Origin of the sequence: Limosilactobacillus reuteri (assembly GCF_013694365.1) — a bacterium.
Taxonomy (GTDB): Bacteria; Bacillota; Bacilli; order Lactobacillales; family Lactobacillaceae; genus Limosilactobacillus; species Limosilactobacillus reuteri_E.
This window is the reverse complement of the sequence record NZ_CP059275.1, coordinates 1,308,498-1,335,227: the sequence shown is the minus strand read 5'-3', so window position 1 is coordinate 1,335,227 and position 26,730 is coordinate 1,308,498. Positions and strand designations below refer to the sequence as shown.

Sequence of the window (26,730 nt, the reverse complement as noted above, 5' to 3'; positions counted from 1 at the left end):
TTGGGCAGTTGGCTTGGCAATTTGCCGAATCGTTGCTGCGCGGTCAAAAGCAGAAACACCAGTAGTAACACCGGTTGCTTCTAAGGTACCATCAGTAGTAACCATAAATGGTGTTTGGTGTGGGTCAGTGCTATGTTCTACCATGGGCTTAAACGCTAAATGTTTAGCAATATCTTCGCTTACTGGTACACACATTAAACCATTTGCCTCGTTCAACATTTCATAGATAGTATCAGCGTTGACATTTTCACCTAAAGCTACTAAATCACCTTCGTTTTCACGATCTTCATTATCGGCTAAGATAATATAACCACCATTTACTAATTGGTTTAATGCTTCTTCAACAGTTGAAAATTGACTTTGCATCTATTTTGTCATGTAATCACGAGTCATTGGTAAGTTTTTACCTGAAGGACCCTTAGTTATCAAGTATTGAATAACATCAATATTTCCAGATTCAAATGATGCAGCACATGTTTGAAGATATAAATCCCACATCCGTGTAAAACGTTCACCCATCATATCAAGGATTTGAGCACGATGTTCATTAAAGTTCATGTCCCAAATTTCGAGGGTGCGTTGATAGTGACGGCGAAGCATTTCGATATCAGCGATTTGCATATGATTTTCTTCAATGTGACCGATCATTTCTTCGAGACCAGGTACATAACCGCCAGGGAAGATATACTTGTTAATCCACCCATTATATGCACCGCCTTGTTGACGAGTGATACCATGAATCAAGGCAACACCATCATCAGCAAGGCAACCTTGGATATCTTTAAAGTAAAAACCTAGATTTTCTTTTCCAACGTGTTCAAACATACCAACGGATGTAATATAATCCCACTTTTGGTCACCAAGTTCACGGTAATCAACAGGTTTAACTTCGGCAACGTCTTGCAAACCTTCTTTTTCAATCCGTTCCTTAACAAAGCGATATTGTTCTTCGCTTAAAGTAACCCCAGTAACTTTTAAGCCATATTCTTTTGCAGCAGTTAACATTAATGTTCCCCAACCACATCCAATATCAAGCAATGTTTTGCCAGGCTTTGGATCAAGCTTCTTTAAGATGTGATGAACCTTATCAACTTGTGCTTTTGTAAGATCATCATGGTTGCCATCAGTAAAATAAGCACATGAGTAAGTTAGCGTATCATCAAGCCATAACTTGTAGAAGTCGTTCCCAACATCATAATGACTTTGGACATCATTTTCGCTCTCTTTTTCTGAGTGGCCTTGTTTAGGCAAAAATTTGCGGAACTTAGAACTCCGCATAAAACTATCGGCACTTTCATATGCTGATTCGATCAATTCTTGAATGCTACCCTGGATCTCGATTTTCTTATCCATGTAGGCTTCCCCAAGTGCAATTGAGGCGTTCTTGGTAATATCACGCATTGGAATTTTCTCATTAAAGGTGATAGTTACCTCAGGAGTTCCGTCACCATAGATAACACTTGATCCATCCCAAAATACGATCTTTACGGGAATGTTAAATGAGTGCTTTAGTAGTGACTTGTAGAACGTCTTTTCTAACATTCACACTTCTTTTTTTATTCTTTTTGCACCGCGAATGGGCTTTACGCCTAATACATCAAGTAAGAAGGTAAAGATTGGTACCCCCACAATCAATCCCCATGTACCAAAAAGATGTTCACCAATCAGTAATACGATAAAAGTATAAAAGATTGGTAGATCTGTCCGGCTAGACATAAACTTAGGATTTAAGACGTAGGCCTCCAAAGTATGGATGATGATAATCATGATGATAATGTAAACCACATCGCGAATTCCACCGACTGAGTAACCAACCATCGCCAATGGGATTGTTGAAATAATTACTCCAGCAACCGGAACCAAACTAAAGATAAACACAATTAACGATAGGGCAAAAATCTGCGGCATCCGCATAAATAATAGGCCAATCGTGGTAATCACTGTATTGCAAATAGCAATAAAAAATTGGGCCTCTAATACTACCCCAAAAGTATTGACAAATTTTTTACCAAAATAATCAATATCCTGGAAAAAACAGCCAAAATCACTATCTAAAAAGCTATGAGAAAATTCATTCATTTGTTTTAATTCAAGCGTATAGAAAAAGCTCAAGATTAAAGACATTACAAATGAAACGGTAATTGCACCAATACTTGTCAAAGTGCTAACCGCGATTGTTATCCCATGCCGAACCTGACTCATAATAGTGGCGGTACTTATGTAATGGCTGACATAACGATATATCATCGTCGCTTGATGAGTACTATAGAAATGAACTACTGAATTGACCATTTTAACAACTTGCCGAGATAAAACTGGTAAATAGCGGGTCACCCCTAAGTATAAGAGAACAATTAACAATACATAGGTAACGATTACAATTAAACTTGTCGACATTCGTGGTAACCATCGCTGGACAAGTCTTACCCAACTAACAACAAGATAAGTAAGAATAAATGTAAATAAAATTAAATTCATCATTGATCTCATTAGCCAGAGTACGACAATGATTAATAATAAGACAGTGAAACGCCGTAGTTTTACATTCTCAATAAAATGCTTCCAGGCATTCGTCATTCAAGACTTTTTCAGCAATTTTGCAAAATAAGTTCGATTTTCATTAACTTTATCCAATAAATTAACATAAATTGTTCGGATAACAAAAAATGGGAGAAAACTTTTTCTCCCAGCCTTAACTGTTTCCATTTAGAATAATCCGGTAATTTTACCATTATCGTCAATCGTCATGTTTACAGCCGCTGGTTCTTTAGGGAGGCCTGGCATTGTCATCATATTACCAGCTAATGCCACGACAAAGCCGGCACCGATCTTTGGTACCAATTCCCGAATATGGAAAGTAAAGTCAGTTGGGGCACCGAGTTGTTTTTGGTCATCTGTAAATGAGTACTGGGTCTTAGCAATACATACTGGCAAGTCATTCCATCCATACTTAGCAAATCGCTTCAATTGATTTTGTGCTTTACGGCTAAATGATACTTCTTTAGCACCATAAATCTGCTTAGCAATCTTCTCTAACTTAGTTTGAAGGTCATCAACTTGAACGTCATAGATATGAGTAAATTCACTTGGACTATCAGCAAGTTCGACTACTTTATTAGCCAAATCATGGGTACCTTTACCGCCCTTAGCCCAAGCATCAGTCAAAATTGCTTCAACATTTTGCTTAGCACAGTCATCCTTAATCATTTGAATTTCTTTATCGGTATCACTGACAAAATGGTTGATTGCAACTACGATTGGTAACCCATATAATTGCATATTCTTAATGTGACGATTAAGGTTTGCCATTCCTTTTTTCAGCGCATCAAGATTTTCATCATTTAAGTCTGCAAGTTTGGCACCGCCATTGTATTCTAGCGCTCGAACAGTCGCTACGATGACAATTGCATCTGGATGCTTACCAAGAACACGTTGTTTAATATCAAGGAATTTTTCCCCACCAAGGTCAGCCCCAAAGCCAGCTTCCGTCACAGTATAGTCAGAAAGGTTAAGGGCAGTTTGCGTCGCCAAAACGCTATTACACCCATGGGCAATGTTGGCAAATGGTCCCCCATGTACGATTGTTGGCGTATGGTCTAAAGTTTGGACAAGGTTAGGCTTTAATGCATCTTTCAAGATAATTGTAATTGCATCCTGAAAATTAAGCTGGCCAACTGTGACCGGTTCTTTATCGTATGTATATCCTACTACAATTCGACTAATCCGTTCTTTCAAGTCATGAAGACTAGTTGATAGACATAAAATTGCCATCAGCTCGGAAGCAGCTGTGATGTCAAAGCCTGTTTCACGTGGAACACCAGCCATTGGACCGCCAAGACCGGTAACTACATTTCGGAGAGCACGATCATTAACGTCTTCTACCCGTTTCCAGATAATTCGCCGCGGATCAAGGTTCATTGCATTATCACGCATAATATAGTTATCAATTAAAGCGGCCAAAGTATTATTAGCACTTGTAAGAGCATGCAAGTCACCGGTAAAGTTCAGGTTAATATCTTCCATTGGAACAACCTGACTATATCCACCACCAGTTGCACCACCTTTGATTCCAAAAACAGGCCCCATCGATGGTTCACGCATTGCAATCGTTGTCTGATAATTTAACTGATTTAATGCATCCCCTAAGCCAATGAGGACAGTCGACTTCCCTTCACCAGCAGGAGTAGGGTTGATGGACGTAACTAAAATTAGTTTATGTTTTTTATCAGGTAAAGGCTTTACATTTAAATCAATTTTGGCTTTATACTTACCATATTGTTCGATTTCGTCTTCTGAAAGTCCGAGTTTCTCGGCAATTTCTGTAATTGGTTCCAGTGTCGCTTGGTCTGCAATCTCGATGTCTGTCATTTAGCCAAGTTGTGAATCAATCAAGTTGGCAGCTAATTCTTTATTGTTACTGTAATCAACTGGCACATCTACCACAACTGGGCCGTCAATATTAAACGCTTGACTGAGTACCTTAGTAAGGTCAGCCGGCTTATTTACTCGCAGTCCAGTTGCACCAAAACTCTCAGCATACTTAACGATATCAACATTTCCAAATTTAACACCAGCTGCTTGCGAATACTTCATCTCTTCCTGGAACTTAACCATGTCGTAATGACCGCCATCATTCCATACAATCGTTACAACATTAAGATGGTGTTGAACGGCTGTCGCTAATTCCGCCCCAGAGAAGAGGAAGCCTCCATCCCCGCAAACTGCCACTGATTTATATTCGGGATAAAGCATCGCTGCAACCATCGCCCATGGCAAGCCAACGCCTAGTGTTTGCATCCCGTTACTGATTAACAAGTGTCGTGGCTGGTAGCAGCGGAAATGTCGTGCCATCCAGATATAGTGGGAACCCACATCGAGCGCAACGTGCATATCATCAGTAACATTTTCTTGAATTGCATGCACAACTGCTAACGGATGGCTGGCATCATTGCTTGTTGGTACTTGAATCTTTTTATCTTGGTCAAGTTCTTGCTTATACTTAGCGAGTTGCTCAGTGGCTGCAACAGGATATTCATACCCTTTTAGTAACTTATCAAGCTCCGTTAAGCTTATAGCAATATTACCAACTAGTTGCATGATTGGCGTATAGTGGTTATCAATTTGCGCTGGCAAGGTATCAAGGTTTACAATTCGCAGATTCCCCTCCTTGTTCCAGTTCCGTGGTTCATATTCAATCGGATCATAACCAACAGCAATAACAAGGTCGCTTTGTTGAAGAAGCTGATCTCCTACTTGATTACGGAAAAGGCCAATCCGTCCAAAGTATGACTGTTGTTCTAAGTCACGTGACACTACTCCAGCCGCTTGATATGTTTCAACAACAGGCAATGAATAATCACCTAATAATTTGCGGAGAGCAGTCGTAATTTCTTCATCCGCGCCCCGTTGACCGACTAAGATAACCGGCATTTTACTATTTTTAATTAGTTCGACTAGTTTTTGTAAGTCATTTGGATCAGCAGGACCCATCTTAGGTGTTTCATAAATTGGCAATGGCTTTTCAGTTACCTCAGCATCATCAACGTCTTGTGGAAGACTAACGAAAGCTGCTCCCTTACGTGCATCCTGACTCGCTTCAAATGCATTGGCCATAATTTCTGAAATATTATTTGGGTCTTGAATTTCAGCGCTATATTGCGTAATCGGTGCCATAATTTCAGTTGAAGGCGTGCTTTGGTGGGTTGCGCGGTGAAGGTCTTTCCGTTGTACTTGTCCCCCAATCGCTAACATTGGATCTCCTTCTGCGTTGGCTGTCATGATCCCAGTTGCTAAATTACCAACTCCTGGGCCAGATGTAGTGATCGCGACCCCTGTTTTTCCGGTTAAGCGACCATAAGCTTGGGCCATAAACGCCGCATTTTGCTCATGCCGGGTAACAATTAATTTAGGTGCATCTTCACTGTCTTGACCATCTAGTCCTTCAAACAAACGATCAATCTTCGCTCCGGGAATACCAAAGACGAGATTAACCCCGTGTTTTCTCAAACTATCAATAACAATATCTGCGCCATGTAGTTTCTCTTCCATTTAGTCTGCATTTCCTTCTGATTTAGCAATTCCATCACGTAAAGTTGCCATATCAACTTCACTCTCCCGAAATTCTTGATTATGAATCGGCAGATGTTGTTCCAGGTTATCAAAAATTTCAAAGCTACCTGTTAATTCTGGAGCATCAAATGCCAGAAGGTGACCAGCAAATTGCCGATCATCGCTAATAAAATGAAGATGCCAGCCCGCTGCCGTAATTGTGCCAAAAATTTCTGGGGCATAATAACCGATAATGGTTCCGGAAATATTTTCAGCCGTAAATTCAGGCTGGTGTTGCGCAACATCGAGTAAAGTCGGGTATGGTTTTTCTTGTTTCGGAGCAATTCGAATTTTAACGTGCTCAAACTCATCGCTTAATTGTAAGAATGCAAAAACATTAGCAAGCTTATGTTCTTTAACAAAATCATTATTAAGTTTAGCAAAGTTTACATTTCTTAATGTTATATCCTGTTGCTCAGCAGGAAAATGGACTGAGGCGAATGGCATTGTAGCATCCATATCTGTAATGCGGTTAACTTGACCACTTGAAACCGCTTGGTACACTTCGTTATTCAGGATAACAACCTCACCGTCTAAGCCAGTAAAAGTACCGATTCCCATCGAACCATGTTTTAGCAAATTACCGACAGTAATTGTGCCATCAAAATTTCCTGCCATCAACGCAGCTAACGTTCCGTGTTCATATAATGTTGTCATTTAGTAGTCGCTTGGAAAAATAATATTTGCAGATTTACGGAGACGGTATAGAGTCATATTAACAATTTTAGCTAGTTCAATCCATCGTTGATAATTATCCTGCTGCTGTGGCGATTCGGGGTTAGTAAAGAGTTGTGCAAAATCGTTTAACTCGTCAAACATGGTGTTATCTAAGTAGTGGTTATTGATAACTTGAATACTCCCCTGATTATTAAGATAAGTCACTTTCTTAGTATCGAAAATACTGTCAATTATTAGCGTGTCGCGAAGCCTATATTTATTGCCAAATGCTTCTGCGGTGCTAAGCTTACGGGAATACACCTACCCTTGACGCTGCCGGTATTCCCGTAGTGTCATCCCTACCCGTTCCTTAAATATTTTACTAAAATAACTCGTACTAAATCCCGCCCGCAAAGCAATATCCGTGATCGAAAGCTCCGAATGCCGCAATATTTTCTTTGCCTGCTCAACCCGGTAATTTAATAAGTATTCAATTGGCGTTTGGTGAATGTTTTTCTTAAATGACCGAATACATTCTTTGGGACTAATATTGACCGCAGTTGCACTATCATTAATTGTTACCTTTTCCGCATAGTGTTTGTGCAAATACGCTAAAATATTTTTGCTGCGTTCACGTGGGATAACCGTCAATTGCTGGTGTTGTTCTTGAAACTTAATTTCAGCAATTAGTGTCAATTACTTTAAGTTTAAAATTTTACTTATCAATGTTTCCATGTCTGCTGGGTTAATGACTTTTTCTTGGCGCGGCGTTTGGTCTACTAACGCTTGGACACCAGCGCTAAGCTGATCTCCCAGAAGATCATGTAACTGTTGAAGAGCAGGAAGCCCGATTTGATTAACTTTTTGGTTGGTTAGTGCGTGGTAGACGGTTTCAGGGAATTTATATGGACTGGCAGTTGACACGATAACTGTGGGAGTTGTGTCATGGCTTTGTTGCTGATATTGATGTGTTACATGTGATGCCACTGCAGTATGCGGGTCAATAACATATCCATCATTTAAATATACTCGTTTAATTTCGGCTTCAACTTCATCTGGGGTCGCAAAACCAGCCACAAATTGCTCCTGAAGCTTATTTAATACGGTGGAATCTACTTGGTAGTGACCGTCAGTAGCTAATTGCTTCATTAATTTAGCAACTGTTACGCAGCTTTCATCATAAAGATCAAAGAGGAGCCGCTCAAGATTACTTGATACTAAAATATCCATTGCTGGTGAGTTAGTTAGGTAAAAGTTGCGTCGCCGCTCATATTTTCCGCTCTTGAAAAAGTCGGTCAATACATTGTTTTTATTAGAAGCACACAAGAGCTTGTTAATTGGTAAGCCTAATTTTTTAGCGTAGTAACCAGCGAGGATATCGCCAAAATTACCAGTCGGCACGGTGAAATTAACTTTCTCCCCTAGTTGGATCCCGCCTGTATGAACAAGCTGTCCGTATGCAGCAAAATAGTACACAATTTGGGGGATAAGCCGCCCGATATTCATTGAATTAGCTGAGGAAAAGCAGTTATTATTTTGCGCAAGGCGGTCATTAAATGCTTGATCGTTGAAAATATGTTTAACGCTTGTTTGGGCATCATCAAAATTACCCTTAATTGCGATTGCGTGGAGGTTTGATCCAGGCTGCCCCAGCATTTGGCGTAATTGAACCGGACTAACCCCGCCAGCAGGGTAGAAGACGATTACCTGTGTGTCTTTTTGATTGCTAAACCCTCGCATTGCGGCTGTTCCAGTATCACCAGAAGTTGCGGTAAGGATAACGATTTGTTTTTCTAGTTGGGTGTTTTGTGCAGCACGTGACACTAATTGGGGTAACATTTGTAAGGCGATATCCTTAAATGCCAGTGTCGGCCCGTGAAAAAGCTCAAGATAATAATTGCTGGCGTGTTTGGGCGTTAATGGGGCAATTAAACGGTTATCCCACTGACTACCATAAGCGGTATTTGCATTTTTCAGTAGTTGGTCGCTCGTAAATTCATCAAAAAACCAGTTAAGAATAGTTGCAGCAAGTTGTTGGTACGGCAACGAAATTAAGGTTGCAAGGTTATAAGTTGGTTGAGGAAAATGAAGCGGTACATAAAGACCGCAGTCTGGAGAAAGTCCTTGTAAGATAGCAGTTGGTGATTTTAAAATCGTTGATAAGTCTCCCTGAGTGCTACGGTAGTCCATCTATCCCATCACTTTATAAGCCGCCGACAAGTTAATTGACTGATCATTAGCCACTTTAGTTAGTAATGTCTGTAATTGTTCTTTGCTCATCCGGTGAGTAATGATTGCAATGTGCGCAATTTTGCCATCTTTTGTTTGGGTTATTTCACGAAAACTAGCATTAATATCCGTCATCATCTGGGTTAGCTTCAACATTTGCCCAGGAACATCCGGCAAGGTTAACGATAAATAATATGGATATTTTATATCAGCAAGTTTTGCTGGAATATAAGGTTGTTGGTAATTATTAAAGAGATTTCCATTAGTTCCCAGGATAATGTTTTTCGTTACCGTTGTAATATCACTTAACACACTGTTAGCAGTTGGCAAGCCCCCTGCACCGCGGCCATAGAAGAGCGTATCACCGACCGCTTGGGCTGTAACCATTACTGCATTAAATTCATTATTGATTGTTGCTAAAGGATGATCACGGGGGATTAACACTGGGCCAACTTCGACAAATACTCCATTATTAACCAGCTTGGTAATCCCTAGTAATTTAATTACGTATCCAAATGACGCTGCTTGTTGAACATCAGCGTCATTCAATCGGTCAATCCCTTCTACCGCAATGTCCTTAATATCTAGTTGAGTTCCAAATGCAAATTGACTTAATATAATCATCTTGTAAGCCGCATCCTTACCCGTCACGTCATTGGTTGGATCACTCTCTGCAAATCCCAGCTGTTGTGCTTGGGCAAGTGCTTGGTGGTATGACCATCCCCGCTGGCTCATTTGCGTTAAGATGTAATTCGTTGTTCCATTTACAATTCCCTTTACTTCAGTAACCTTATCTGCCGTAAAGCTATTAGCAATCGTCCGCAAAATAGGAATCCCACCAGCCACACTCGCTTCAAACATTAAGTCACAGTGATTTTCATGCGCGACAGTCATCAATTCTGGGCCATAAGACGCAATCAAATCCTTGTTCGCTGTGACCACGTTCTTATGATTTTTTAATAAGGTTGTAATATATTCTTTAGCCGGATGAATACCACCCATAAGTTCAACGACAATTTTTATTTCATCATCATTCAAGATTTCATCAAAATCAGTTGTTAAAGAAGTTTCATCAGCATACTTATTATAGTTACCAAGGTTTCGAACTAAAGCTGTTTTAACTGTTAACTTGCACCCAGTAACATCGAGAATTTTATCCGCATTTTGTTGAACCATCTGTAAGACTCCTGACCCGACCGTACCCAGACCGAGCAGTCCCAGTTTAATGTTTTTCATTTATATTAGTTTAACTCCTTCAACATCTGGGTGTAAACGGACTACTTTTCCCTTTAGCCCCGCAGCATGTACTGCCTGTTCAAATAATCCGTAATCGTCATTATCGATAACTGTCATTACTGTTGGTCCGGCGCCGCTTAAATATGTTGCTAGTGCTCCATGTTTTTTTCCTAATTCACGAATTTGATCTAATTCTGGAACTAGCTCTTTGCGATATGGTTCATGAAAGCGATCTGCCTCCATTAATTTAAACGCTACATCATAGTTTTTAGCAAACAAACTAGCAACAAAGGTATTAGCAACCGCGCTCGCATGAACAGCTTGGGAATATTCCAGTTGATATGGCAAGGCAGCTCGCGCATCAGCTGTTTTTAGATTATAAGGCGGGATATATGCAGCAAAAGCATAGGGGAATAAGGGCGCTTCAATCGCAGAAAAATGCCCATTAATATGCGTCCCCACTACTAATCCCCCTAGAATAGTCGGTGCGACATTATCAGGATGGCCTTCAATCTGGCTGGCAATCTCAACTTTTTCTTCCTTGCTAAGGTTCAGGTTCTTAAGCTGATTTGCTAATTCGATTCCAGCAACAATTGCGCTTGAACTACTTCCTAATCCATGTGCTATCGGAATTTCACTGACTACCCGCAGGTGCTGTGGCGGCAAATCCGGTGCAACACTTAATGCCGTTGTTACAATCATATTCGTCTCATCATGAGGGAGCTTCCCAAGCTGGTGATCAACTTGCCAGTTATCGCTTGGACCAAGGACTTCTAATTTTAAATACAAAGAGACTGCAATCCCAATCGAGTCAAATCCCGGACCAAGATTAGCACTGGAAGCAGGTGCTTGAATAATCATTTATTCAAGATACTGCCCACTTTCTTTTGCTTGATCATGCATCGCCTGTCGATATTCGATGATTTGTTGTTGAATATGCTTATCTGTGATCCCAAGAATTTGCAATGCTAATAACGCTGCATTTTTAGCGCCTGCTTTTCCAATCGCAGTGGTTGCCACCGGAATTCCCGCTGGCATTTGAACAATTGATAAAAGCGAGTCCATGCCACCAAGAGCTTTTGTCTGTCCTGGGATCCCAATTACTGGCAGGGGGGTATTTGCCGCAATCATTCCGGGAAGATGGGCTGCTCCCCCGGCACATGCAATTATTACTTTGACCCCATTATCAACCGCATTTTGCGCAAACGCGAACATTTCTTTTGGCATCCGATGAGCAGAAATCACGTTCTTTTCATATGAAACACCAAATTCATCTAAAATATCACAAGTTTCTTTAACAGTTGGCCAGTCTGATTTACTGCCCATTACTACACTAATATCACTCATTTATGCACCCCAGATACCTGTATTGTCAATTTCTGCTAAAGTAGCTTCAATATCATCAGTCAAGATTGTAACGTGGCCCATTTTCCGGTTATGACGAACTTCTGCTTTCCCATAATCATGAAAATGCCAATTTGCCTTTTTCTGAATCTGTTGTCGGACTCCATTAACATGCTGACCTAAAACATTTACCATTACCACCGGCTTTAATAACTCTACTTGCGGGAGTGGCCAGTTACAAATTGCTCGATTATGGATGGCGAACTGTGAGAAGTTACAAGCTTCAATTGAATAATGACCAGAATTGTGAGGACGAGGAGCAAGCTCATTAATATAGATCTCTCCATCATCTGTTACAAACATTTCAACCCCTAAAATCCCTCGCAAATTAATCGCTTGGGCAATCTGCACCGCTATTTTTTGCGCCTTTTGTTGTAATTCAGAAGAGATTCTTGCTGGGACAATGCTTAAATGTAGAATTTCATCATGGTGAATATTTTCTGAAACAGGAAAAGCCGTTATTTTTCCATCTTCATTACGTCCGACCATTACTGAACATTCGCGGTTAAAAGGAACCCAGCCTTCTAAGATACAGTCGCCAGTGGCTAAAATAGACGCACACTTATCGAGGTCATCCTTATTACGTAATACTTCTTGACCGTGTCCGTCATATCCCCCTTCACTAGTTTTCAAAACTGCTGGGTAACCGATTTTCTTTACTGCATCTTTTAATTCAGCAGAAGTATGTACTGCCATGAAAGGTGCTGTTTTTACCCCTGCCTGACGTAAGAAATTCTTTTCCCGTAAACGATTTTTGGTCGTGTAAAGCAAATTAGTTCCCTGGGGAAGATAAACGCGATCCTGTACATCTTCCAAAGCATTTAAATCAACATTTTCAAATTCGTAGGTTAATACATCCGCTTTATCAGCTAACTTTTCAATCGCTTTAGTATCGGCATAAGGAGCAACAATTTGTTCATCAGCAACCTGCCCCGCTGGACAATTTGGTGTCGGATCTAAAATAATAACCTTCATCCCCGTCTGTTTGGCATCCAATGCCATCATCTGTCCCAATTGGCCACCACCAATAATGCCAATAGTTGAGCCTTGTGGAATAAATTTATTCAATTAGTCTAATCCCAATCGTTTATAAATGTCATCAACATGGCGGAGGTGCCAGTGGTAATCAAAGGCATCATCAAGATCTTCTTTAGTTAATTGCTTTTGAATTGTTGGGTCATCTTCCAATAGTGGGCGGAATGGAATCTGTTCTGCCCAGCACTTAGCGGTATATGGTTGAATCAAATCATAAGCTGCTTCCCGAGTCATCCCACTGTTAACCAACTTCAAAAGAACCCGACCACTGTAAATTAAGCCCAATGTCTTATCCATATTCTTCTTCATTGTTTCAGGGAATACATCAAGATTCCTTAAAATTCGACCAAAACGCCGCAACATGTAATCAAGTAATGAAGTTGCATCTGGTAAAATCATTCGCTCTGCACTGGAATGAGAAATATCCCGTTCATGCCAAAGCGAAACATCTTCATAAGCAGGTACCATAAAGCCCCGGAGCATCCGCGCACAACCAGTAATGTTTTCTGAGCCAATTGGATTACGCTTATGCGGCATAGCAGAAGATCCTTTTTGTCCCTTGGCAAAGTGTTCTTCGACTTCATGGATTTCTGTTCGTTGAAGAGAGCGAATCTCGGTTGCCATTTCTTCCATACTTGTTCCAATAAGCGCAATGGTAGCAATATATTCAGCATGTAAATCTCGCGGAAGAACTTGTGTGGAGATTTCTTGAGGACGTAAGCCAAGTTTTTTGCAGACATATTCCTCAACAAATGGGTCAATTTCAGCAAAAGTTCCTACTGCACCAGAAATTTTACCCGCTTCGACACCCTTAGCAGCATGTTCAAAACGTTTTTTATTACGCTTCATTTCTGAATACCACCGAGCAGCTTTCAAGCCAAAAGTTGTTGGTTCAGCATGGATACCATGTGTTCGTCCCATACAAACTGTGTACTTATATTTTTTAGCTAAGTCTTTAAGGACATCCATAAAGTTATCAATATCTTGACGAAGGATATCGTTCGCCTTTTTTAATCGCAAGCCTTGTGCAGTATCAACTACATCTGTACTCGTCATTCCGTAGTGAACCCACTTTCGTTCAGGCCCCAATGATTTAGAAACATCACGGGTAAAAGCAATCACATCATGATGAGTCACTGCTTCAATCTCTGCAATTCCCTCCACAGAAAACTTGGCATTCTTTTTAATCTTTTCCACATCTTCTGCTGGAATATGCCCAAGCTTACTCCACGCTTCATCAGCAGCAATCTCAACATCTAACCAACATTGGTATTGTGTTTCTAAGCTCCAAATCTTTTTCATCTCTGGACTGGTATAACGATCAATCATTTATGCTTCCTCCTTCATCACTGCTTCTAATCGTTCCAATACCTCATCATATGTTTGGGTTAAATCAGCAAGTTTGCGTCGATATACGTCTTTATCCATATGTTGCTTAGTTGTCAGATCCCATAACCGACAGTTATCTGGCGAAAATTCATCTGCAAGAATAATCTTGCCATCACTTAAACGGCCAAATTCGAGTTTGAAGTCAACCAACCGTAAATTAGCTTTAGCAAATAATGGTTTAAGTAAGTTATTGACCTTCCGACAGATCCCCCACATTTGCGCAAGCTCCTCTTTGCTGGCAATCTTAAGAGCAATCGTTGCGGATTCATTGATAAAGGGATCATTAAGCTCATCGCTTTTATAGAACGTTTCCTCAACTGGTGAAGGAAGCTCTTCCCCTTCTGAAAGTCCATACCGACTTGCAAAATGGCCAGCAATTACATTCCGCGTTACAAATTCAAGCGGGAACATCTCACATTTTTTTACAAGGTCTTCGTTAGTTGATAGTTTCTTAATAAAGTGGGTCTCAATTCCTTGCTTCATTAAGTAACCAAAAACGAGGGAAGAAATAGCATTGGCAGCCTTACCCTTACCAGTAAAGTGATCCTTCTTTTTTCCGTTGAGGGCGGTAGCTTGGTCCAGATAAACTACTCGTAAAACCGCTGGATCCTCAGTTTGCCACATCTGCTTTGCCTTGCCGGTATACAATAACTTCTCCATCTAGGCTTCCTCCATAACTTGGTATGTATAAGTTTCCATATTGAAATTAACAAGGAGCTGATCGGCAATTTCTTTTACTGCCGTTGCTACCTCATCCTCATTTGTATCCAAGGTAACGTCAAAGAATTTTCCAACTTTAACGGCAGTTACTTCATCATGACCTAGAGAATGGATCGCATCCTTAATTGTTTCTCCCTGCGGATCAAAGACTGATTGCTTATATGTTACGAAAATCCGAACATTGACCATCTATGCCTCCACTTTAATTCTGCCGTTTTCTAACAAGGATTCAAATAACCGTAAGCCATCCGTACTGCCAAGAATAGTTTCTACTGCCCGTTCAGGATGGGGCATCATGCCTAAGACATTTCCGTGCTTATTAGTAATTCCAGCAATGTTGCGTAAACTACCATTTGGATTTTCAGTCGCGTAACGAAAAACAATTTGATTATTTGCTTCCAGTTCATCTAATGTTTTTTCATCTGCATAGTAACTACCATCGGCATGCGCAATTGGTAATGCGATTCGTTCGTGATCCTGGTAATGACTAGTAAAAAGAGTGTGCGAGTTCACTACTTCTAAAGGAACAGTTTTGCAAACAAAGCGTTGGCTATCATTGCGTTTGAGTCCGCCTGGCAAAAGACCTGCTTCTGTCAAAATTTGAAATCCGTTACACGTTCCAAAGACTGGTTTCCCCTCATTTGCCATCTTGATTATTGCAGGCATGATATTGGTAAACCGAGCAATTGCGCCAGCTCGTAGATAATCACCATAGGAAAATCCTCCTGGTAACATCACAGCATCAAAACCAGCTAAACTTTTTTGCCGGTGAGAAACATACTCCACATCTGCATGGCAAACGGAATGAAGGGCTTCATATAAATCCACATCGCAATTGGATCCTGGAAAAACAACCACCGCAATTTTCATTTAATCCTTTGATTTCAGTTGGCACGGAATTGCCTCCTCCCATGTTTTTTGTAATTTTGCAACACTTTCATTGAGTTCACCATTTGCCAGTTTAACCATTAACCAGTGGCTATTTGTAACTTCTCCAATTAGGTGTGCATCTTTTCCTAATGCCTGTTCGAATTCGGTTGCATTTTCAGGAGCAACCGTCACGATAAATCTTCCAGGAGTCTCACTAAACAGGCGAGCTGCTGGCTGATCAGCAAAGTCAACTTTCAACCCTAAATCAGTTTTGAAGACCGTTTCTGCTAAGGCTACTCCGAGACCACCTTCACTCAAATCATGGGCACTGGAAACAAGGCCGTTCTCCATCGTCGTCAGTAAACGTTGCATATATTGATGAACATGGTGAAGGTCAAATGACTTAACAATTCCGCTAATATCGCCGGTCATCATTTTTTGCAACTCAGACCCCGCATAATCATCACGAGTTTGGCCCACTAGATAAACCTTATCTCCCGGGTATTGGACAAACGAAGGAATTACGCGATCAATATTTTTAATTAGACCAACCATTCCAACCATCGGCGTCGGATGAATTGCTTGCCCATTGTTTTCGTTATATAAAGAAACATTCCCAGAAATAACCGGGGTATTAAATTCACGGCAAGCATCAGCCATCCCTTGAACAGATTGATGAAGTTCCCAGAAAATTTCTGGATCAGTTGGGTCACCATAATTTAAGCAGTCAGTAATTGCTAACGGCTCAGCTCCACTGGCAATTATGTTGGCAGCTGCTTCAACTAAGGCAATTTGTCCACCAACTTCTGGACTAAGGTAAACAAACCGACCGTTCCCATCAGTTGTCATCGCTAACCCTTTATGTGTTCCACGAATCCGCAGAACCCCAGCATCACTCCCGGGCCCAGCCACTGTGTTTGTCCGTACTTGAGAATCATATTGCTGATAAAGACTACTTTTATCCGCAATCGTTGACTGAGCAAGCAAGGCAGTTAAAACTTCAGCAACGTTATCAACATCTGGAATCCACGCTGGCTGCTGTTCGGCTAATTCAATCCGCGCAGGCTTTTTTTCGAGGCTTTCTTCTTCTAGTACGTCATCCGTTAAACTCGACACTGGGATATGACATACTTCTTCACCATCATGAAAGAGAACATAATCATGACCCGCAGTAATCCGGCCAATTGTAACCGCTTCAAGATCGTAAAAATCAAAAATCTTTTTGACATCTTCTTCATGACCTTTTTTTACGCAAAGTAGCATCCGTTCTTGGGATTCACTAAGCATAATTTCATAAGCCGACATCCCGGGTTCACGTTGCGGAACAAGATCCAAATTTAGCTCCATTCCACTTTTACCTTCGGAAGCCATTTCCGCACTTGAAGAAACAATCCCTGCTGCCCCCATATCTTGGATTCCTACTAACCAGTCTGGATGATTTCTAATAAGGTCAAGACAGGCTTCTAATAAGAGTTTTTCCATAAAAGGATTACCAACTTGAACCGCCGAACGTTGCGTCGTATTTTCATCATTAAAGTCTGCGGAAGCAAAGGTGGCGCCATGAATTCCATCACGGCCGGTTTTAGCGCCGACATACATCACTGCATTTCCAATTCCGGCAGCGCGACCCTGCTGGATATCTTTTTGGTCCATTAAGCCAACACTCATTGCATTACACAGAATATTGCCCTGGTAGCATGGATCAAATGTTGTTTCACCCGCAATTGTAGGAATTCCCATACAATTACCGTAATCACCAATTCCCCGAACAGTATTAGTTACTTTCATCCGCGTTGTCGAATTATCTAATTCACCGAAATGGAGGGAATCAAGGGAAGCGATTGGTCGTGCCCCCATGCTGAAAATGTCCCGTAGAATCCCACCGACACCGGTTGCTGCTCCTTGATAAGGTTCAACAGTTGTCGGATGATTGTGACTTTCAGCTTTGAATACCACCGCTTGTCCATCATCAATATCAACAACCCCTGCTCCTTCTCCGGGACCTTGCAATACTCGCTCATTTTTATTAGGGAAGAGACGCAGAACCGGCTTTGACTTTTTATATGAACAGTGCTCACTCCACATCGCAGAAAACAAGCCAGTTTCAGTATAATTGGGTAATCGCCCCAAGAGCTGGGTACGAATGTAATCATATTCTGCTTCTGTCAAGCTCCAATCTAAGTATGGTTTCTTTTCTTTAATCTCTTCCGGGGTCATTGCTTGCTTCATTTACCCCTTTCTTGCTAATCGCTCTTGTTCGCTTAACGACTTTAAGTACCCTTCTTCATAATCATAAAGTGGCGTTGGGTACTTCCCATCAAAATAAGCCACGGTAAGTCCACCATTAGGAGCATCTCCTGCATCTGGTACGTTAATTGCTTTGATTAAACTATCAATACTCAAGAAATTAAGAGAATCTGCACCAATTAACTGCCGCATTTCTTCAATGGAGTAATGAGCAGCCATCAGTTCTGAACGTGTTGATACGTCAATCCCATAGAAACACGGAAACTTAAATGGTGGTGAGGAGATAAGCATATGAACTTCTTTAGCCCCAGCTCTTTTTAGCATCTGGACAATCTGCTTAGAAGTTGTTCCGCGCACAATCGAATCGTCGACTACTACCACTCTTTTTCCTTTTACAACTCCGCGGACAGCTGACAGTTTCATATGAACGCCTAACTCCCGTAACTCTTGAGTTGGTTGAATAAACGTTCGCGCAACATATTGGCTCTTTATTAACCCCATTTCATATGGAAGGCCACTTTCTTCAGCATATCCACTAGCAGCAGACAACGATGAGTTAGGTACTCCAATCACCATATCAGCATCAACCGGATGTTCCTTTGCTAATAACTTTCCCATTCGTTTCCGCGCATTATGTACCGTTACCCCATGAATAATAGAATCAGGACGGGCAAAATAGATATACTCCATTGAGCAAATTGCCAGCTGAGTTTGGGTAGTGTAATGGTCAATATGTAGCCCATTTTTATCAATAACTATTAATTCTCCTGGTAAAACATCACGCACAAATTGAGCACTAATAATATCTAAAGCACAAGTCTCACTAGCAACAACATAAGCACCATTTTCTAACCTTCCAATACATAAAGGACGAATCCCATTAGGATCCAAAGCCGCAATCAACCGATCTTTTTGCAGTAATAGGTAGGCAAATCCACCATGGACAAGGTTGAGGCTTTTCTTCAAAGCAGGAATAAAACCTTCATTAATATATTTCCGGATAAGGTGAATTAAAATTTCCGTATCAGAATCTGACTGGAAAACTGCCCCTTCATTTTCCAATTCACGACGAAGGGTAACAGCATTAGTTAAATTACCATTGTGGGCAAGGGCAACAGCACCATCATGAAAGTGAAAAAGGAAGGGTTGAACATTAGCAATCGAATTATGTCCACTTGTCCCATAACGAACATGGCCAATCGCAGCGTTTCCTTTTAATCGTTTAAGCTCAGCCGGATCAGCAAACACTTTCGCCAACAATCCTCGGTCACGGTGCTGATAAAGTTCCGTTCCATCAGTTGAGACAATACCGGCTCCTTCTTGGCCACGGTGCTGAAGAGTATGCAGGCCGTAATAGGTTAATTGACTAGCGTTAGCCGCATCAAAAACCCCAAAGACCCCACATTCTTCATTTAATCCTTTGATTTCAGTTGGCACTCACTTGATAACAATCTTTTTTGTATCTGGTAAACAATGACGAAGATAACCAATTTGATAACTTGTCATGTTTTTATTTGATAGTATCTCTTGAACTTGTGCTACTTGATCTGGTGCTACTGCTAAGACCATTCCTATTCCCATGTTAAATGCTTCGAAACAATCTTCCTTAGTAAGGCCTCCTAGCACCCGCAAATAGTCAAAGACCGGAAGCTGTGGCCACCGACCAGGATCAATCACCGCTTGCAAGTTATCTCCTAACATCCGGGGAACATTTTCAATCAATCCTCCACCAGTAATATGGCTAATCCCATGAACCAATTTGCGATGGACTAATGGCAAGACCGCTTGAACATAAATCCTAGTAGGAGTCAGAATCGTTTCTCCTACCGTCTTTCCTCTCAAGGCTTCTGGGCGATCAGTTAATTTGACGTGATTATCCTTAAATAAGATCTGCCGGACAAGGGAAAAGCCATTGGAATGCAAGCCACTTGATGGGAGGCCAAGTAAAATATCACCTTTTTGCGGTCCAGCAGCGGTAAGAAGTTCTTCTTTTTCTGCTATCCCTGTTACTGTTCCTGCCAGGTCATACTCATTGGCTGCATACATATCTGGCATTTCTGCTGTTTCTCCACCAATTAAAGTGGCTCCAGCTTCTCGGCAACCAGTCGCTACTCCGCTAACAATCGCTGCCATCTTAGCCGGATCATTATGGCCGGTCGCAATGTAGTCGAGAAATGTTATTGGTTCCGCTCCCTGCGCCAAGACATCATTAACGCACATTGCGACAACATCGATCCCGATTGTATCGTGCTTATTCATTTGTTGGGCAATTAAGAGTTTCGTTCCCACACCATCAGTGCCAGAGACAAGGACCGGATGCCGTACCTGTAATTTTTCTAAGTCAAACATCCCCCCAAAGCTGCCAATTCCCCCAATCACACCTGGGCGATCAGTTGATTTGACTGCATCTTTAATACGGTGAACAAGTTCGTACCCGGCATTTACATCCACCCCTGCATCTTGATAACGACTCATTTAATGTTGCTCCTTTTCTAATGCCTGCTTTAGTGCTTCAGGATATAACCGATGCTCAGTTTCATGAACCCGTGCTTCTAAGGTTTCAATAGTATCAGTTGGTAAAATTGGGACGTGTTCCTGGGCGATAATTGGGCCGGAATCGAGTCCCGCATCAATATAGTGTACGGTGACGCCTGTCTGGGCTTGTTGATCAGCAAATGCCCGTTCAATCGAATGTAGTCCCGGATATTCTGGCAACCATGCTGGATGAAGGTTAATAATTTGGTGAGCATAATGATCCAAAATAGTGGGCCCAATTACTCGTAAATAACCAGCAAGGGCAATAAAGTCAATTTGATACTTTTTCAACACTCCCAATAATTTTTCCTCGTATTCCTGTTTTCCCCCACAAGATTTGACCGTAAAGCTTTCTGCCGGAATCCCCAGTCGGGCAGCTCTTTTCATTACCGGAGCATCTGGATGATTACAGAATAGTAATGCTAATTCACCAGGAAGATCATTATTTTTGAAGTGCTGTGCTAAGACTTCAAAATTCGTTCCGTTTCCTGATGCTAAAATTGCGACTCTCATTTAATGGCGGAAATGACGAATGCCTGTTGTGACCATTGCAATTCCGTACTTATTTGCCATCTCAATTGATTCTTGATCGCGAATTGATCCTCCTGGCTGAACAATCGCCTTAATGCCATTTTGACCCGCATATTCAACACAATCACCAAATGGGAAGAAAGCATCCGATGCCATCACTGTCCGGTCATCAATCGCCTCGCCAGCATGTTTTACGGCAATTTTCAATGAATCAATTCGGTTAGGTTGACCTTCTCCGACCCCTAATGTCCGCTCATCATTTGCTAAGACAATCGCATTTGATTTGGCATGCTTAACTGCTTTCCAGGCAAACATTAATGTCTTAAGCTGTTCCTCTGTTGGTTGCTTTTCAGTAACACATTGCCAGTCGTGGTAATCTTCCTTAAGCGTGTCTTGTTCCTGCAACAACATTCCACCCATCACTGAAACAACTTCATGTTTAGTTGGTTCATCCTTCTTACTAAAGTCCAGACTCAACAAACGAATATTTTTCTTCTTTGCCAATAACTCAAATGCATCATCGTCAAAGCCGGGTGCAATGACAATTTCTAAAAAGATTTTGTGCATTTTCTCGGCGGTAGCTAAATCAACTTGCCGATTAAGAGCAATCACTCCCCCAAAAATAGAAACAGGGTCAGCTTCATAGGCACGATCCCAAGCTTGAACCAAACTATCCCCTCGGCCAATGCCACATGGGTTCATATGTTTCATCGCTACAACTGTTGGTTCATCAAATTCGCGAATGCACCGTAATGCTTCATCAGCATCTTTAATATTATTGTAGGAAAGCTTCTTACCATGTAATTGTTTAGCCTGTAAAACTGAAAAAGCCTTAGGAAGCGCGTCTTCATATAACCAAGCCTTTTGGTGACTATTTTCACCATAACGCATTGTTTCTTTTAAATCCCAGCTTAAAGTTAATTTTTCTGGATCTTCAAGCCCTGTCTGTTTTGTAAGGTATTGAGAGATGAGGGAATCATAGGCTGCCGTATGACGAAAGGCTTTCGCTGCTAAGCGTGCTCGAGTTGCTAATGATGTTTCACCATCTTCTTTGATCTGGGCTAAGACTTCATCGTAATCGGCTTGGTCCACCACGATTGTTACATCATGATAGTTTTTAGCAGCTGAGCGGACCATGCTAGGACCACCAATATCAATATTTTCAATTGCATCGGCTAATTCCACTCCCGGCTTTTCGATCGTCTCTTTAAATGGATAAAGATTAACACAGACTAAATCGATTGGCGTAATATTAAGTTTTTCGAGGGTCGCCATGTGTTCTGGTAAGTCCCGGCGAGCCAATAGTCCCCCATGGACGTATGGGTTAAGAGTCTTTACGCGGCCATCAAGAATTTCCGGAAAATGAGTAACATCCTCAATCCCAATTGTTTCAATTCCCGCTTCATCTAAAACCCGCTTCGTCCCACCAGTCGAGATAATTTCAAAACCATTTTCAACTAATCCTTTAACGAATGGGACCAGGTTTTGCTTATCAGAAACGCTTACTAATGCTCTTTTCATTTATTGCAGTCCAGCTTTTGCACCAATATCATGACGATAAAAACATTCAGGTTCATCAAGCTGGCGCAAGTAGCCATAAACGTGATCGCGGGCTTTTTGAAGAGAATCATCTTTCCCGATCACCATTAGTAAACGTCCACCTGCACCTTTTAAGTCATTAATTGTTCCAGCAACATTTGCGTAATCAATAGTAACATTAGGATCAACTGGAAATGTTCCCAGCTTTTGGCCGTGGATTGGCTTAGTTGGATACCCTTTCGATGCCAAAACAACACCAAAACAAGCATCTTCATTTTCTTCAACTTCTGGTAATGGTCGATCATTAATTGCTGCGTCTACAAGTTCGAACAAGTCGGTTTTCATGCGGGGCAAAATCACCTGGGTCTCTGGATCACCTAGACGAACATTATATTCAATCACTTTTGGACCATTATCAGTCAAAATAAGGCCAATATATAAAATCCCATGGTAGTGATACTCGCCAGCCACCAAACCATCAATTGTTGGCTTAAGTACTTCATCAATCATCTGTTGACGAACGGCTGAGGAAAGTTGTGGCAAGGGACTATAAGCCCCCATCCCCCCAGTATTAGGACCTTTATCGTCATCAAATGCTCGTTTGTGGTCTTGAGCCATGGGCAAAATTCGGTAGTGGCCATTACTAATCAAAACAAACATTGAATATTCAGGACCTGATAGACATTCTTCAATCACAAGGCGCGCCTGACCATTGACAAACATTTCTTTGATTGTCTTAATTGCTTCTGCACGATCTTTTGCAATGACAACCCCTTTTCCTCCAGCTAAACCATTTTCTTTAATTACTACTGGAAAGCCAAATTGCCCAACGTTATTAATCGCTGCTGTTTGATCCCGATATGTCGCATGGCGGGCAGTGGGAACGTGATAATTATTCATAAAATTAAGGGCATAGTCTTTCGAGCCTTCTAATTGGGCAGCCCGCGCATCAGGACCAAAAACCTTTAATCCAGCGGCCTTAAATTCATCAACAATCCCATCAACCAAACAATCCTCAGGGCCCACGAATGTCCACGCAACATTATGTTCTTTAGCAAATTGAATCAGCTTAGCAAAGTCAGTTTCCGCAATTGCAATGGGAACTACTCCTACAGTCGACATCCCCACGTTGCCTGGCGCACAATAAACTTGCTTAACACGGGGACTTTCTTGTAATTTTTTCGCCACGGCAAATTCACGACCGCCTTCACCTACAACTAATACGTTGACCTGCTTTTCCATTTAGTACTTTTCCTTGCTTAATACGTTAAGCTTGTCATCAAAATCGTAAACAACCGGTTGACCAGTAGCCATTTCAAGGTTCATGATGTCTTCATCAGAAATGTTTTCGATGTACTTGCTCAATGCACGGAGAGAGTTACCGTGGGCAGCGATGATAACGTTCTTGTTGTCCAAAAGCTTTGGCGCAATTTCATCTTGCCATAATGGAATAACACGTTCCAAAGTAACCTTTAAGTTTTCACCACCAGGAATAGCACGTGGGTCTAAGTTAGCGTAACGACGATCCTTTGCAGCAGAACCTTCATCGTCAGCACTTAGCAATGGAGGTAATACATCGTATGAACGACGCCAAATGTGAACTTGTTCGTCACCGTACTTTTCAGCGGCCTTTTGCTTGTTGTGGCCTTGAAGTGCACCATAGTGACGTTCGTTTAAACGCCAAGTCTTGTATTCAGGGATCCATAATTGGTCACATTCTTCAAGAGCATAGTGCAAAGTCTTGATAGCACGCTTCAAAACAGAAGTGTATGCGTAGTCAAATTCAATGCCGTGTTCCTTAAGGGCTTTACCAGCATTCTTTGCTTGTTCAACACCCTTTTCACTTAAATCAACATCAACCCAACCAGTAAATTGGTTAGATAAGTTCCATTCACTTTGACCGTGACGAATTAATACTAATTTAGCCATCTATTCATCTTTTTTTGCTTCGTGTTTCTTTTCATCATCACGCTTAACAGTTGGTGATGGTTGTTCTTTTGGTTGTTTTTCTACATATACTTCATGAACATAAGCTTCACCGGTTAATTCGGCTACTGGCTTAAAAGTATCCTTAAAAAGCACATCCATTTCCATTCCTGCTCGAGCCTTGTTGTAGTACAAAGCAAGAATTGCATATACCACTGGAAGGTAGCAGGAAATACCAACAACCACTAAAACGATTCCGATATAAGTAAGGACATAAGTTGCCGTATAAACGCCGTAAAATGCCAATCCACCAAAAATTAAAGTCCAGATAAACATTGGAAGGAATTCTAAAACAAACAGAATTGCAAAGTAGTTCCACTTTCGACCAGTCATGAACCGCCGACTAGCAGTTAAAGCATAACGCATTGATTGGCTAAGGAATTGTGGCTGCTTTTCACGATAAAGGAAGTATGATTGAGAATATTCAATACTCTTCCATAATACGACAATATCATTAAGGATGCGAATTGCCCACCCCGTATAAACAGCGGCTACTCCGGATAAATGTGGCAAGAGTAATGCGTTAACAATGTTGAGGGGCAAACTCCATAAGAAAGTAAACAATCCAATGTAAAGAATAATCCGCCATACTTGGTTTTTTCGCAAGTGCTTATAGTGCATCCATATTGATCCAGCACTAACTGGTTGTTCTGGATGAGCCATCTTATCCTGATATGTATATTGGGTAGCAACTGCAAAGAAAGTATAGAAGAAGGCTAACGCAGCAATAATTGCGACAATCCCTACAATTTCTAATAATGAGAACAAGATTGCAACCGGGGAAGCCATCCCGTACATTACCATCATCATCGTCATACTCAATGAGGCAGCAATGTTTGAATTAAGGAGTGCTAAGATCGCTGCTAAAGCAATAAAAATAATTGATACCCCTGCAACTGGCCACATTGCCTTTAAATAGTTAGGCTTTACCAGTTCTTTCAATGAAAGGTAAAATTCCTTCATTGGGAGTGTTCGTTGTTTTTCCATTTTCATTTATTTTACGCGAGCTAAGTAATAGTGCTTCTTACCCTTGCGAACAATCACAAACTTACCATCAAAATGTGCTTGGGGATCAATCTCGGCGTCAACATCATCAACTTTTTCCCCATTAATCCTGATAGCTCCACTCGATACATCTTGCCGAGCTTGGCGACGTGAAGATTCAATGCCATTATCGGTTAACCATAAAACAATATTTTCTTTCTTATTTTCTACATCTACTGAAGGCATATTCTTAAAGCCTTGTTCAATTTCTGCAACAGAAAGGTCAGTAACATCCCCAGAGAACAATGCTTTACTAATCCGTTCTGCTTCTTCAACTGCTTCTTGGCCATGAACAAATTTAGTTACTTCTTGGGCTAAGCGACGTTGAGCCTCTCGCTTCCATGGTTCCTTCTCAACTTTTTCTGCCAAGTCATCAATTTCTTCCTTTGATAAGAAAGTGAAGTACTTCAAGTATTTAATAACGTCACGGTCATCTTGGTTAATCCAGAATTGATAAAATTCGTATGGAGAGGTCTTTTCTGGATCAAGCCAAATTGCACCACCCGCGGTCTTTCCAAATTTAGTTCCATCAGCTTTGAGCATTAATGGAATAGTAAGTCCGTAAACCTTAGTATCTGGTCCTTCAACCTTATGAATCAAATCAATTCCGGCAGTGATATTTCCCCATTGATCGGAGCCGCCAATCTGTAATTGCACATCATTGTGACGGTAAAGATGAAGGAAATCGACTGATTGAAGAATTTGATAAGTGAACTCAGTAAATGAAATACCAGCATCTAACCGGCTTGCTACTACTTCCTTATTTAACATGGTGTTGATATTAAATAGTTTACCGTAGTCACGAAGAAAGTCTAACAAGCTGATCTTTGATAACCATTCATAGTTATTTACAATCGTGAAGTTTTCAGTGCCGAACAACTTCTTCATTTGAGCAGTTAATGCTTCTTCGTTGTGGTGAACTTGATCCATGGTTTGAAGTTGCCGTTCTGACTTTCGACCGGATGGATCACCAATTGCACCAGTTCCTCCCCCAATAATAATTACTGGATGGTGGCCAGCTAATTGAAATCGTTTCAAAATCATAAATGGAATTAAGTGTCCAATATGAAGACTATCCCCGGTTGGATCAGTTCCACAGTAAAGAGCAATTTTATCTTCTGATGTTAATTTGCGTAGGCCTTCTTCGTCTGTAACTTGGTTAATAGCCCCACGCCATTCTAGTTCATTAAGAATATCCAT

Annotated in this window: 27 protein-coding genes (1 of these 27 cut by a window edge); all 27 read right to left on the bottom strand. The window is 41.2% G+C overall.

What is annotated here, in order from left to right:
- Tightly spaced (each overlapping or abutting the next), the 27 genes in view from ribB to tyrS form a layout consistent with a single transcriptional unit that may run on beyond the window.
- Positions 1–366, bottom strand: partial view of a 3,4-dihydroxy-2-butanone-4-phosphate synthase gene (gene ribB, locus HHK02_RS07885; protein WP_003670368.1) — the 5' portion only. 297 nt of this gene lie to the left of the window's left edge; the window shows 366 of its 663 coding nt (coding positions 1–366); the start codon lies at positions 364–366; its stop codon lies off the left edge, out of view.
- Positions 367–1,542 carry an SAM-dependent methyltransferase gene (locus HHK02_RS07880; protein ID WP_181462264.1) on the bottom strand — a complete coding sequence of 392 codons (1,176 nt, stop codon included), beginning with the start codon at positions 1,540–1,542 and terminating at the stop codon, positions 367–369.
- Positions 1,543–2,577 carry an AI-2E family transporter gene (locus HHK02_RS07875; protein ID WP_181462263.1) on the bottom strand — a complete coding sequence of 345 codons (1,035 nt, stop codon included), beginning with the start codon at positions 2,575–2,577 and terminating at the stop codon, positions 1,543–1,545.
- Positions 2,578–2,706 carry a hypothetical protein gene (locus HHK02_RS12910; RefSeq protein ID WP_269204209.1) on the bottom strand — a complete coding sequence of 43 codons (129 nt, stop codon included), beginning with the start codon at positions 2,704–2,706 and terminating at the stop codon, positions 2,578–2,580.
- Positions 2,707–4,368 (bottom strand): formate--tetrahydrofolate ligase, encoded by a 1,662-nt coding sequence (locus tag HHK02_RS07870; protein ID WP_003670376.1) that lies wholly within the window; start codon positions 4,366–4,368, stop codon positions 2,707–2,709.
- Complete coding sequence (alsS, locus tag HHK02_RS07865; RefSeq protein ID WP_085679944.1) at positions 4,369–6,048, bottom strand: acetolactate synthase AlsS; 1,680 nt, start codon at positions 6,046–6,048, stop codon at positions 4,369–4,371.
- Positions 6,049–6,765, bottom strand: a complete 717-nt coding sequence (budA, locus tag HHK02_RS07860) for an acetolactate decarboxylase (RefSeq protein ID WP_085719290.1) — start codon at positions 6,763–6,765, stop codon at positions 6,049–6,051.
- Complete coding sequence (locus HHK02_RS07855; protein WP_224758111.1) at positions 6,766–7,086, bottom strand: hypothetical protein; 321 nt, start codon at positions 7,084–7,086, stop codon at positions 6,766–6,768.
- A complete protein-coding gene (locus HHK02_RS07850; RefSeq protein ID WP_086141976.1) occupies positions 7,087–7,461 on the bottom strand; it encodes a helix-turn-helix domain-containing protein in 375 nt (124 codons plus the stop codon).
- Entirely contained in the window at positions 7,462–8,955 is a 1,494-nt protein-coding gene (thrC, locus tag HHK02_RS07845) for a threonine synthase (RefSeq protein WP_181462262.1), read from the bottom strand.
- Entirely contained in the window at positions 8,956–10,230 is a 1,275-nt protein-coding gene (locus HHK02_RS07840) for a homoserine dehydrogenase (RefSeq protein WP_003672291.1), read from the bottom strand.
- Positions 10,231–11,091 (bottom strand): homoserine kinase, encoded by an 861-nt coding sequence (gene thrB, locus HHK02_RS07835; protein ID WP_152738452.1) that lies wholly within the window; start codon positions 11,089–11,091, stop codon positions 10,231–10,233. It lies immediately after the preceding gene.
- Positions 11,092–11,577, bottom strand: a complete 486-nt coding sequence (gene purE, locus HHK02_RS07830) for a 5-(carboxyamino)imidazole ribonucleotide mutase (protein WP_181462261.1) — start codon at positions 11,575–11,577, stop codon at positions 11,092–11,094.
- Positions 11,578–12,702, bottom strand: a complete 1,125-nt coding sequence (gene purK, locus HHK02_RS07825; RefSeq protein ID WP_181462260.1) for a 5-(carboxyamino)imidazole ribonucleotide synthase — start codon at positions 12,700–12,702, stop codon at positions 11,578–11,580. It lies immediately after the preceding gene.
- The gene (gene purB / locus HHK02_RS07820; protein WP_181462259.1) at positions 12,703–13,998 is read right to left on the bottom strand and encodes an adenylosuccinate lyase; all 1,296 of its coding nucleotides are present in this window, start codon (positions 13,996–13,998) and stop codon (positions 12,703–12,705) included.
- Positions 13,999–14,718 carry a phosphoribosylaminoimidazolesuccinocarboxamide synthase gene (gene purC, locus HHK02_RS07815; RefSeq protein ID WP_085679971.1) on the bottom strand — a complete coding sequence of 240 codons (720 nt, stop codon included), beginning with the start codon at positions 14,716–14,718 and terminating at the stop codon, positions 13,999–14,001.
- Positions 14,719–14,967, bottom strand: a complete 249-nt coding sequence (purS, locus tag HHK02_RS07810; RefSeq protein ID WP_003669720.1) for a phosphoribosylformylglycinamidine synthase subunit PurS — start codon at positions 14,965–14,967, stop codon at positions 14,719–14,721.
- The gene (purQ, locus tag HHK02_RS07805) at positions 14,968–15,648 is read right to left on the bottom strand and encodes a phosphoribosylformylglycinamidine synthase subunit PurQ (RefSeq protein ID WP_035154909.1); all 681 of its coding nucleotides are present in this window, start codon (positions 15,646–15,648) and stop codon (positions 14,968–14,970) included.
- A complete protein-coding gene (purL, locus tag HHK02_RS07800; protein ID WP_181462258.1) occupies positions 15,649–17,877 on the bottom strand; it encodes a phosphoribosylformylglycinamidine synthase subunit PurL in 2,229 nt (742 codons plus the stop codon).
- Positions 17,878–19,332 carry an amidophosphoribosyltransferase gene (purF, locus tag HHK02_RS07795; protein ID WP_085679980.1) on the bottom strand — a complete coding sequence of 485 codons (1,455 nt, stop codon included), beginning with the start codon at positions 19,330–19,332 and terminating at the stop codon, positions 17,878–17,880.
- On the bottom strand, positions 19,333–20,370 hold the full coding sequence (gene purM, locus HHK02_RS07790; RefSeq protein ID WP_181462257.1) for a phosphoribosylformylglycinamidine cyclo-ligase: 1,038 nt from the start codon (positions 20,368–20,370) through the stop codon (positions 19,333–19,335). It lies immediately after the preceding gene.
- Entirely contained in the window at positions 20,371–20,943 is a 573-nt protein-coding gene (gene purN / locus HHK02_RS07785; protein ID WP_087214685.1) for a phosphoribosylglycinamide formyltransferase, read from the bottom strand.
- Positions 20,944–22,482, bottom strand: a complete 1,539-nt coding sequence (gene purH, locus HHK02_RS07780; protein ID WP_087214687.1) for a bifunctional phosphoribosylaminoimidazolecarboxamide formyltransferase/IMP cyclohydrolase — start codon at positions 22,480–22,482, stop codon at positions 20,944–20,946. It abuts the gene before it with no gap.
- Positions 22,483–23,742: a phosphoribosylamine--glycine ligase gene (gene purD, locus HHK02_RS07775; RefSeq protein ID WP_003672271.1), complete on the bottom strand. Its 1,260-nt coding sequence runs from the start codon at positions 23,740–23,742 to the stop codon at positions 22,483–22,485.
- Positions 23,743–24,429 (bottom strand): 2,3-diphosphoglycerate-dependent phosphoglycerate mutase, encoded by a 687-nt coding sequence (locus tag HHK02_RS07770; RefSeq protein ID WP_003665449.1) that lies wholly within the window; start codon positions 24,427–24,429, stop codon positions 23,743–23,745. It lies immediately after the preceding gene.
- Complete coding sequence (locus tag HHK02_RS07765) at positions 24,430–25,479, bottom strand: MFS transporter (RefSeq protein WP_003672269.1); 1,050 nt, start codon at positions 25,477–25,479, stop codon at positions 24,430–24,432.
- The gene (tyrS, locus tag HHK02_RS07760; protein ID WP_085649645.1) at positions 25,480–26,730 is read right to left on the bottom strand and encodes a tyrosine--tRNA ligase; all 1,251 of its coding nucleotides are present in this window, start codon (positions 26,728–26,730) and stop codon (positions 25,480–25,482) included.

Bases quoted from the DNA above. Each gene is read 5' to 3' on its own strand.
- purH (WP_087214687.1), bottom strand. From the start codon at position 22,482: ATGAAAAGAGCATTAGTAAGCGTTTCTGATAAGCAAAACCTGGTCCCA.
- alsS (WP_085679944.1), bottom strand. From the start codon at position 6,048: ATGGAAGAGAAACTACATGGCGCAGATATTGTTATTGATAGTTTGAGA.
- HHK02_RS07880 (WP_181462264.1), bottom strand. From the start codon at position 1,542: ATGTTAGAAAAGACGTTCTACAAGTCACTACTAAAGCACTCATTTAAC.
- tyrS (WP_085649645.1), bottom strand. From the start codon at position 26,730: ATGGATATTCTTAATGAACTAGAATGGCGTGGGGCTATTAACCAAGTT.
- budA (WP_085719290.1), bottom strand. From the start codon at position 6,765: ATGACAACATTATATGAACACGGAACGTTAGCTGCGTTGATGGCAGGA.
- purB (WP_181462259.1), bottom strand. From the start codon at position 13,998: ATGATTGATCGTTATACCAGTCCAGAGATGAAAAAGATTTGGAGCTTA.
- purQ (WP_035154909.1), bottom strand. From the start codon at position 15,648: ATGAAAATTGCGGTGGTTGTTTTTCCAGGATCCAATTGCGATGTGGAT.
- purM (WP_181462257.1), bottom strand. From the start codon at position 20,370: ATGAGTCGTTATCAAGATGCAGGGGTGGATGTAAATGCCGGGTACGAA.
- HHK02_RS07875 (WP_181462263.1), bottom strand. From the start codon at position 2,577: ATGACGAATGCCTGGAAGCATTTTATTGAGAATGTAAAACTACGGCGT.
- HHK02_RS07840 (WP_003672291.1), bottom strand. From the start codon at position 10,230: ATGAAAAACATTAAACTGGGACTGCTCGGTCTGGGTACGGTCGGGTCA.
- thrB (WP_152738452.1), bottom strand. From the start codon at position 11,091: ATGATTATTCAAGCACCTGCTTCCAGTGCTAATCTTGGTCCGGGATTT.
- purN (WP_087214685.1), bottom strand. From the start codon at position 20,943: ATGAGAGTCGCAATTTTAGCATCAGGAAACGGAACGAATTTTGAAGTC.
- purD (WP_003672271.1), bottom strand. From the start codon at position 23,742: ATGGAAAAGCAGGTCAACGTATTAGTTGTAGGTGAAGGCGGTCGTGAA.
- HHK02_RS07765 (WP_003672269.1), bottom strand. From the start codon at position 25,479: ATGAAAATGGAAAAACAACGAACACTCCCAATGAAGGAATTTTACCTT.
- purS (WP_003669720.1), bottom strand. From the start codon at position 14,967: ATGGTCAATGTTCGGATTTTCGTAACATATAAGCAATCAGTCTTTGAT.
- purL (WP_181462258.1), bottom strand. From the start codon at position 17,877: ATGAAGCAAGCAATGACCCCGGAAGAGATTAAAGAAAAGAAACCATAC.
- HHK02_RS07870 (WP_003670376.1), bottom strand. From the start codon at position 4,368: ATGACAGACATCGAGATTGCAGACCAAGCGACACTGGAACCAATTACA.
- purE (WP_181462261.1), bottom strand. From the start codon at position 11,577: ATGAGTGATATTAGTGTAGTAATGGGCAGTAAATCAGACTGGCCAACT.
- purC (WP_085679971.1), bottom strand. From the start codon at position 14,718: ATGGAGAAGTTATTGTATACCGGCAAGGCAAAGCAGATGTGGCAAACT.
- HHK02_RS12910 (WP_269204209.1), bottom strand. From the start codon at position 2,706: ATGGAAACAGTTAAGGCTGGGAGAAAAAGTTTTCTCCCATTTTTTGTT.
- thrC (WP_181462262.1), bottom strand. From the start codon at position 8,955: ATGGACTACCGTAGCACTCAGGGAGACTTATCAACGATTTTAAAATCA.
- HHK02_RS07770 (WP_003665449.1), bottom strand. From the start codon at position 24,429: ATGGCTAAATTAGTATTAATTCGTCACGGTCAAAGTGAATGGAACTTA.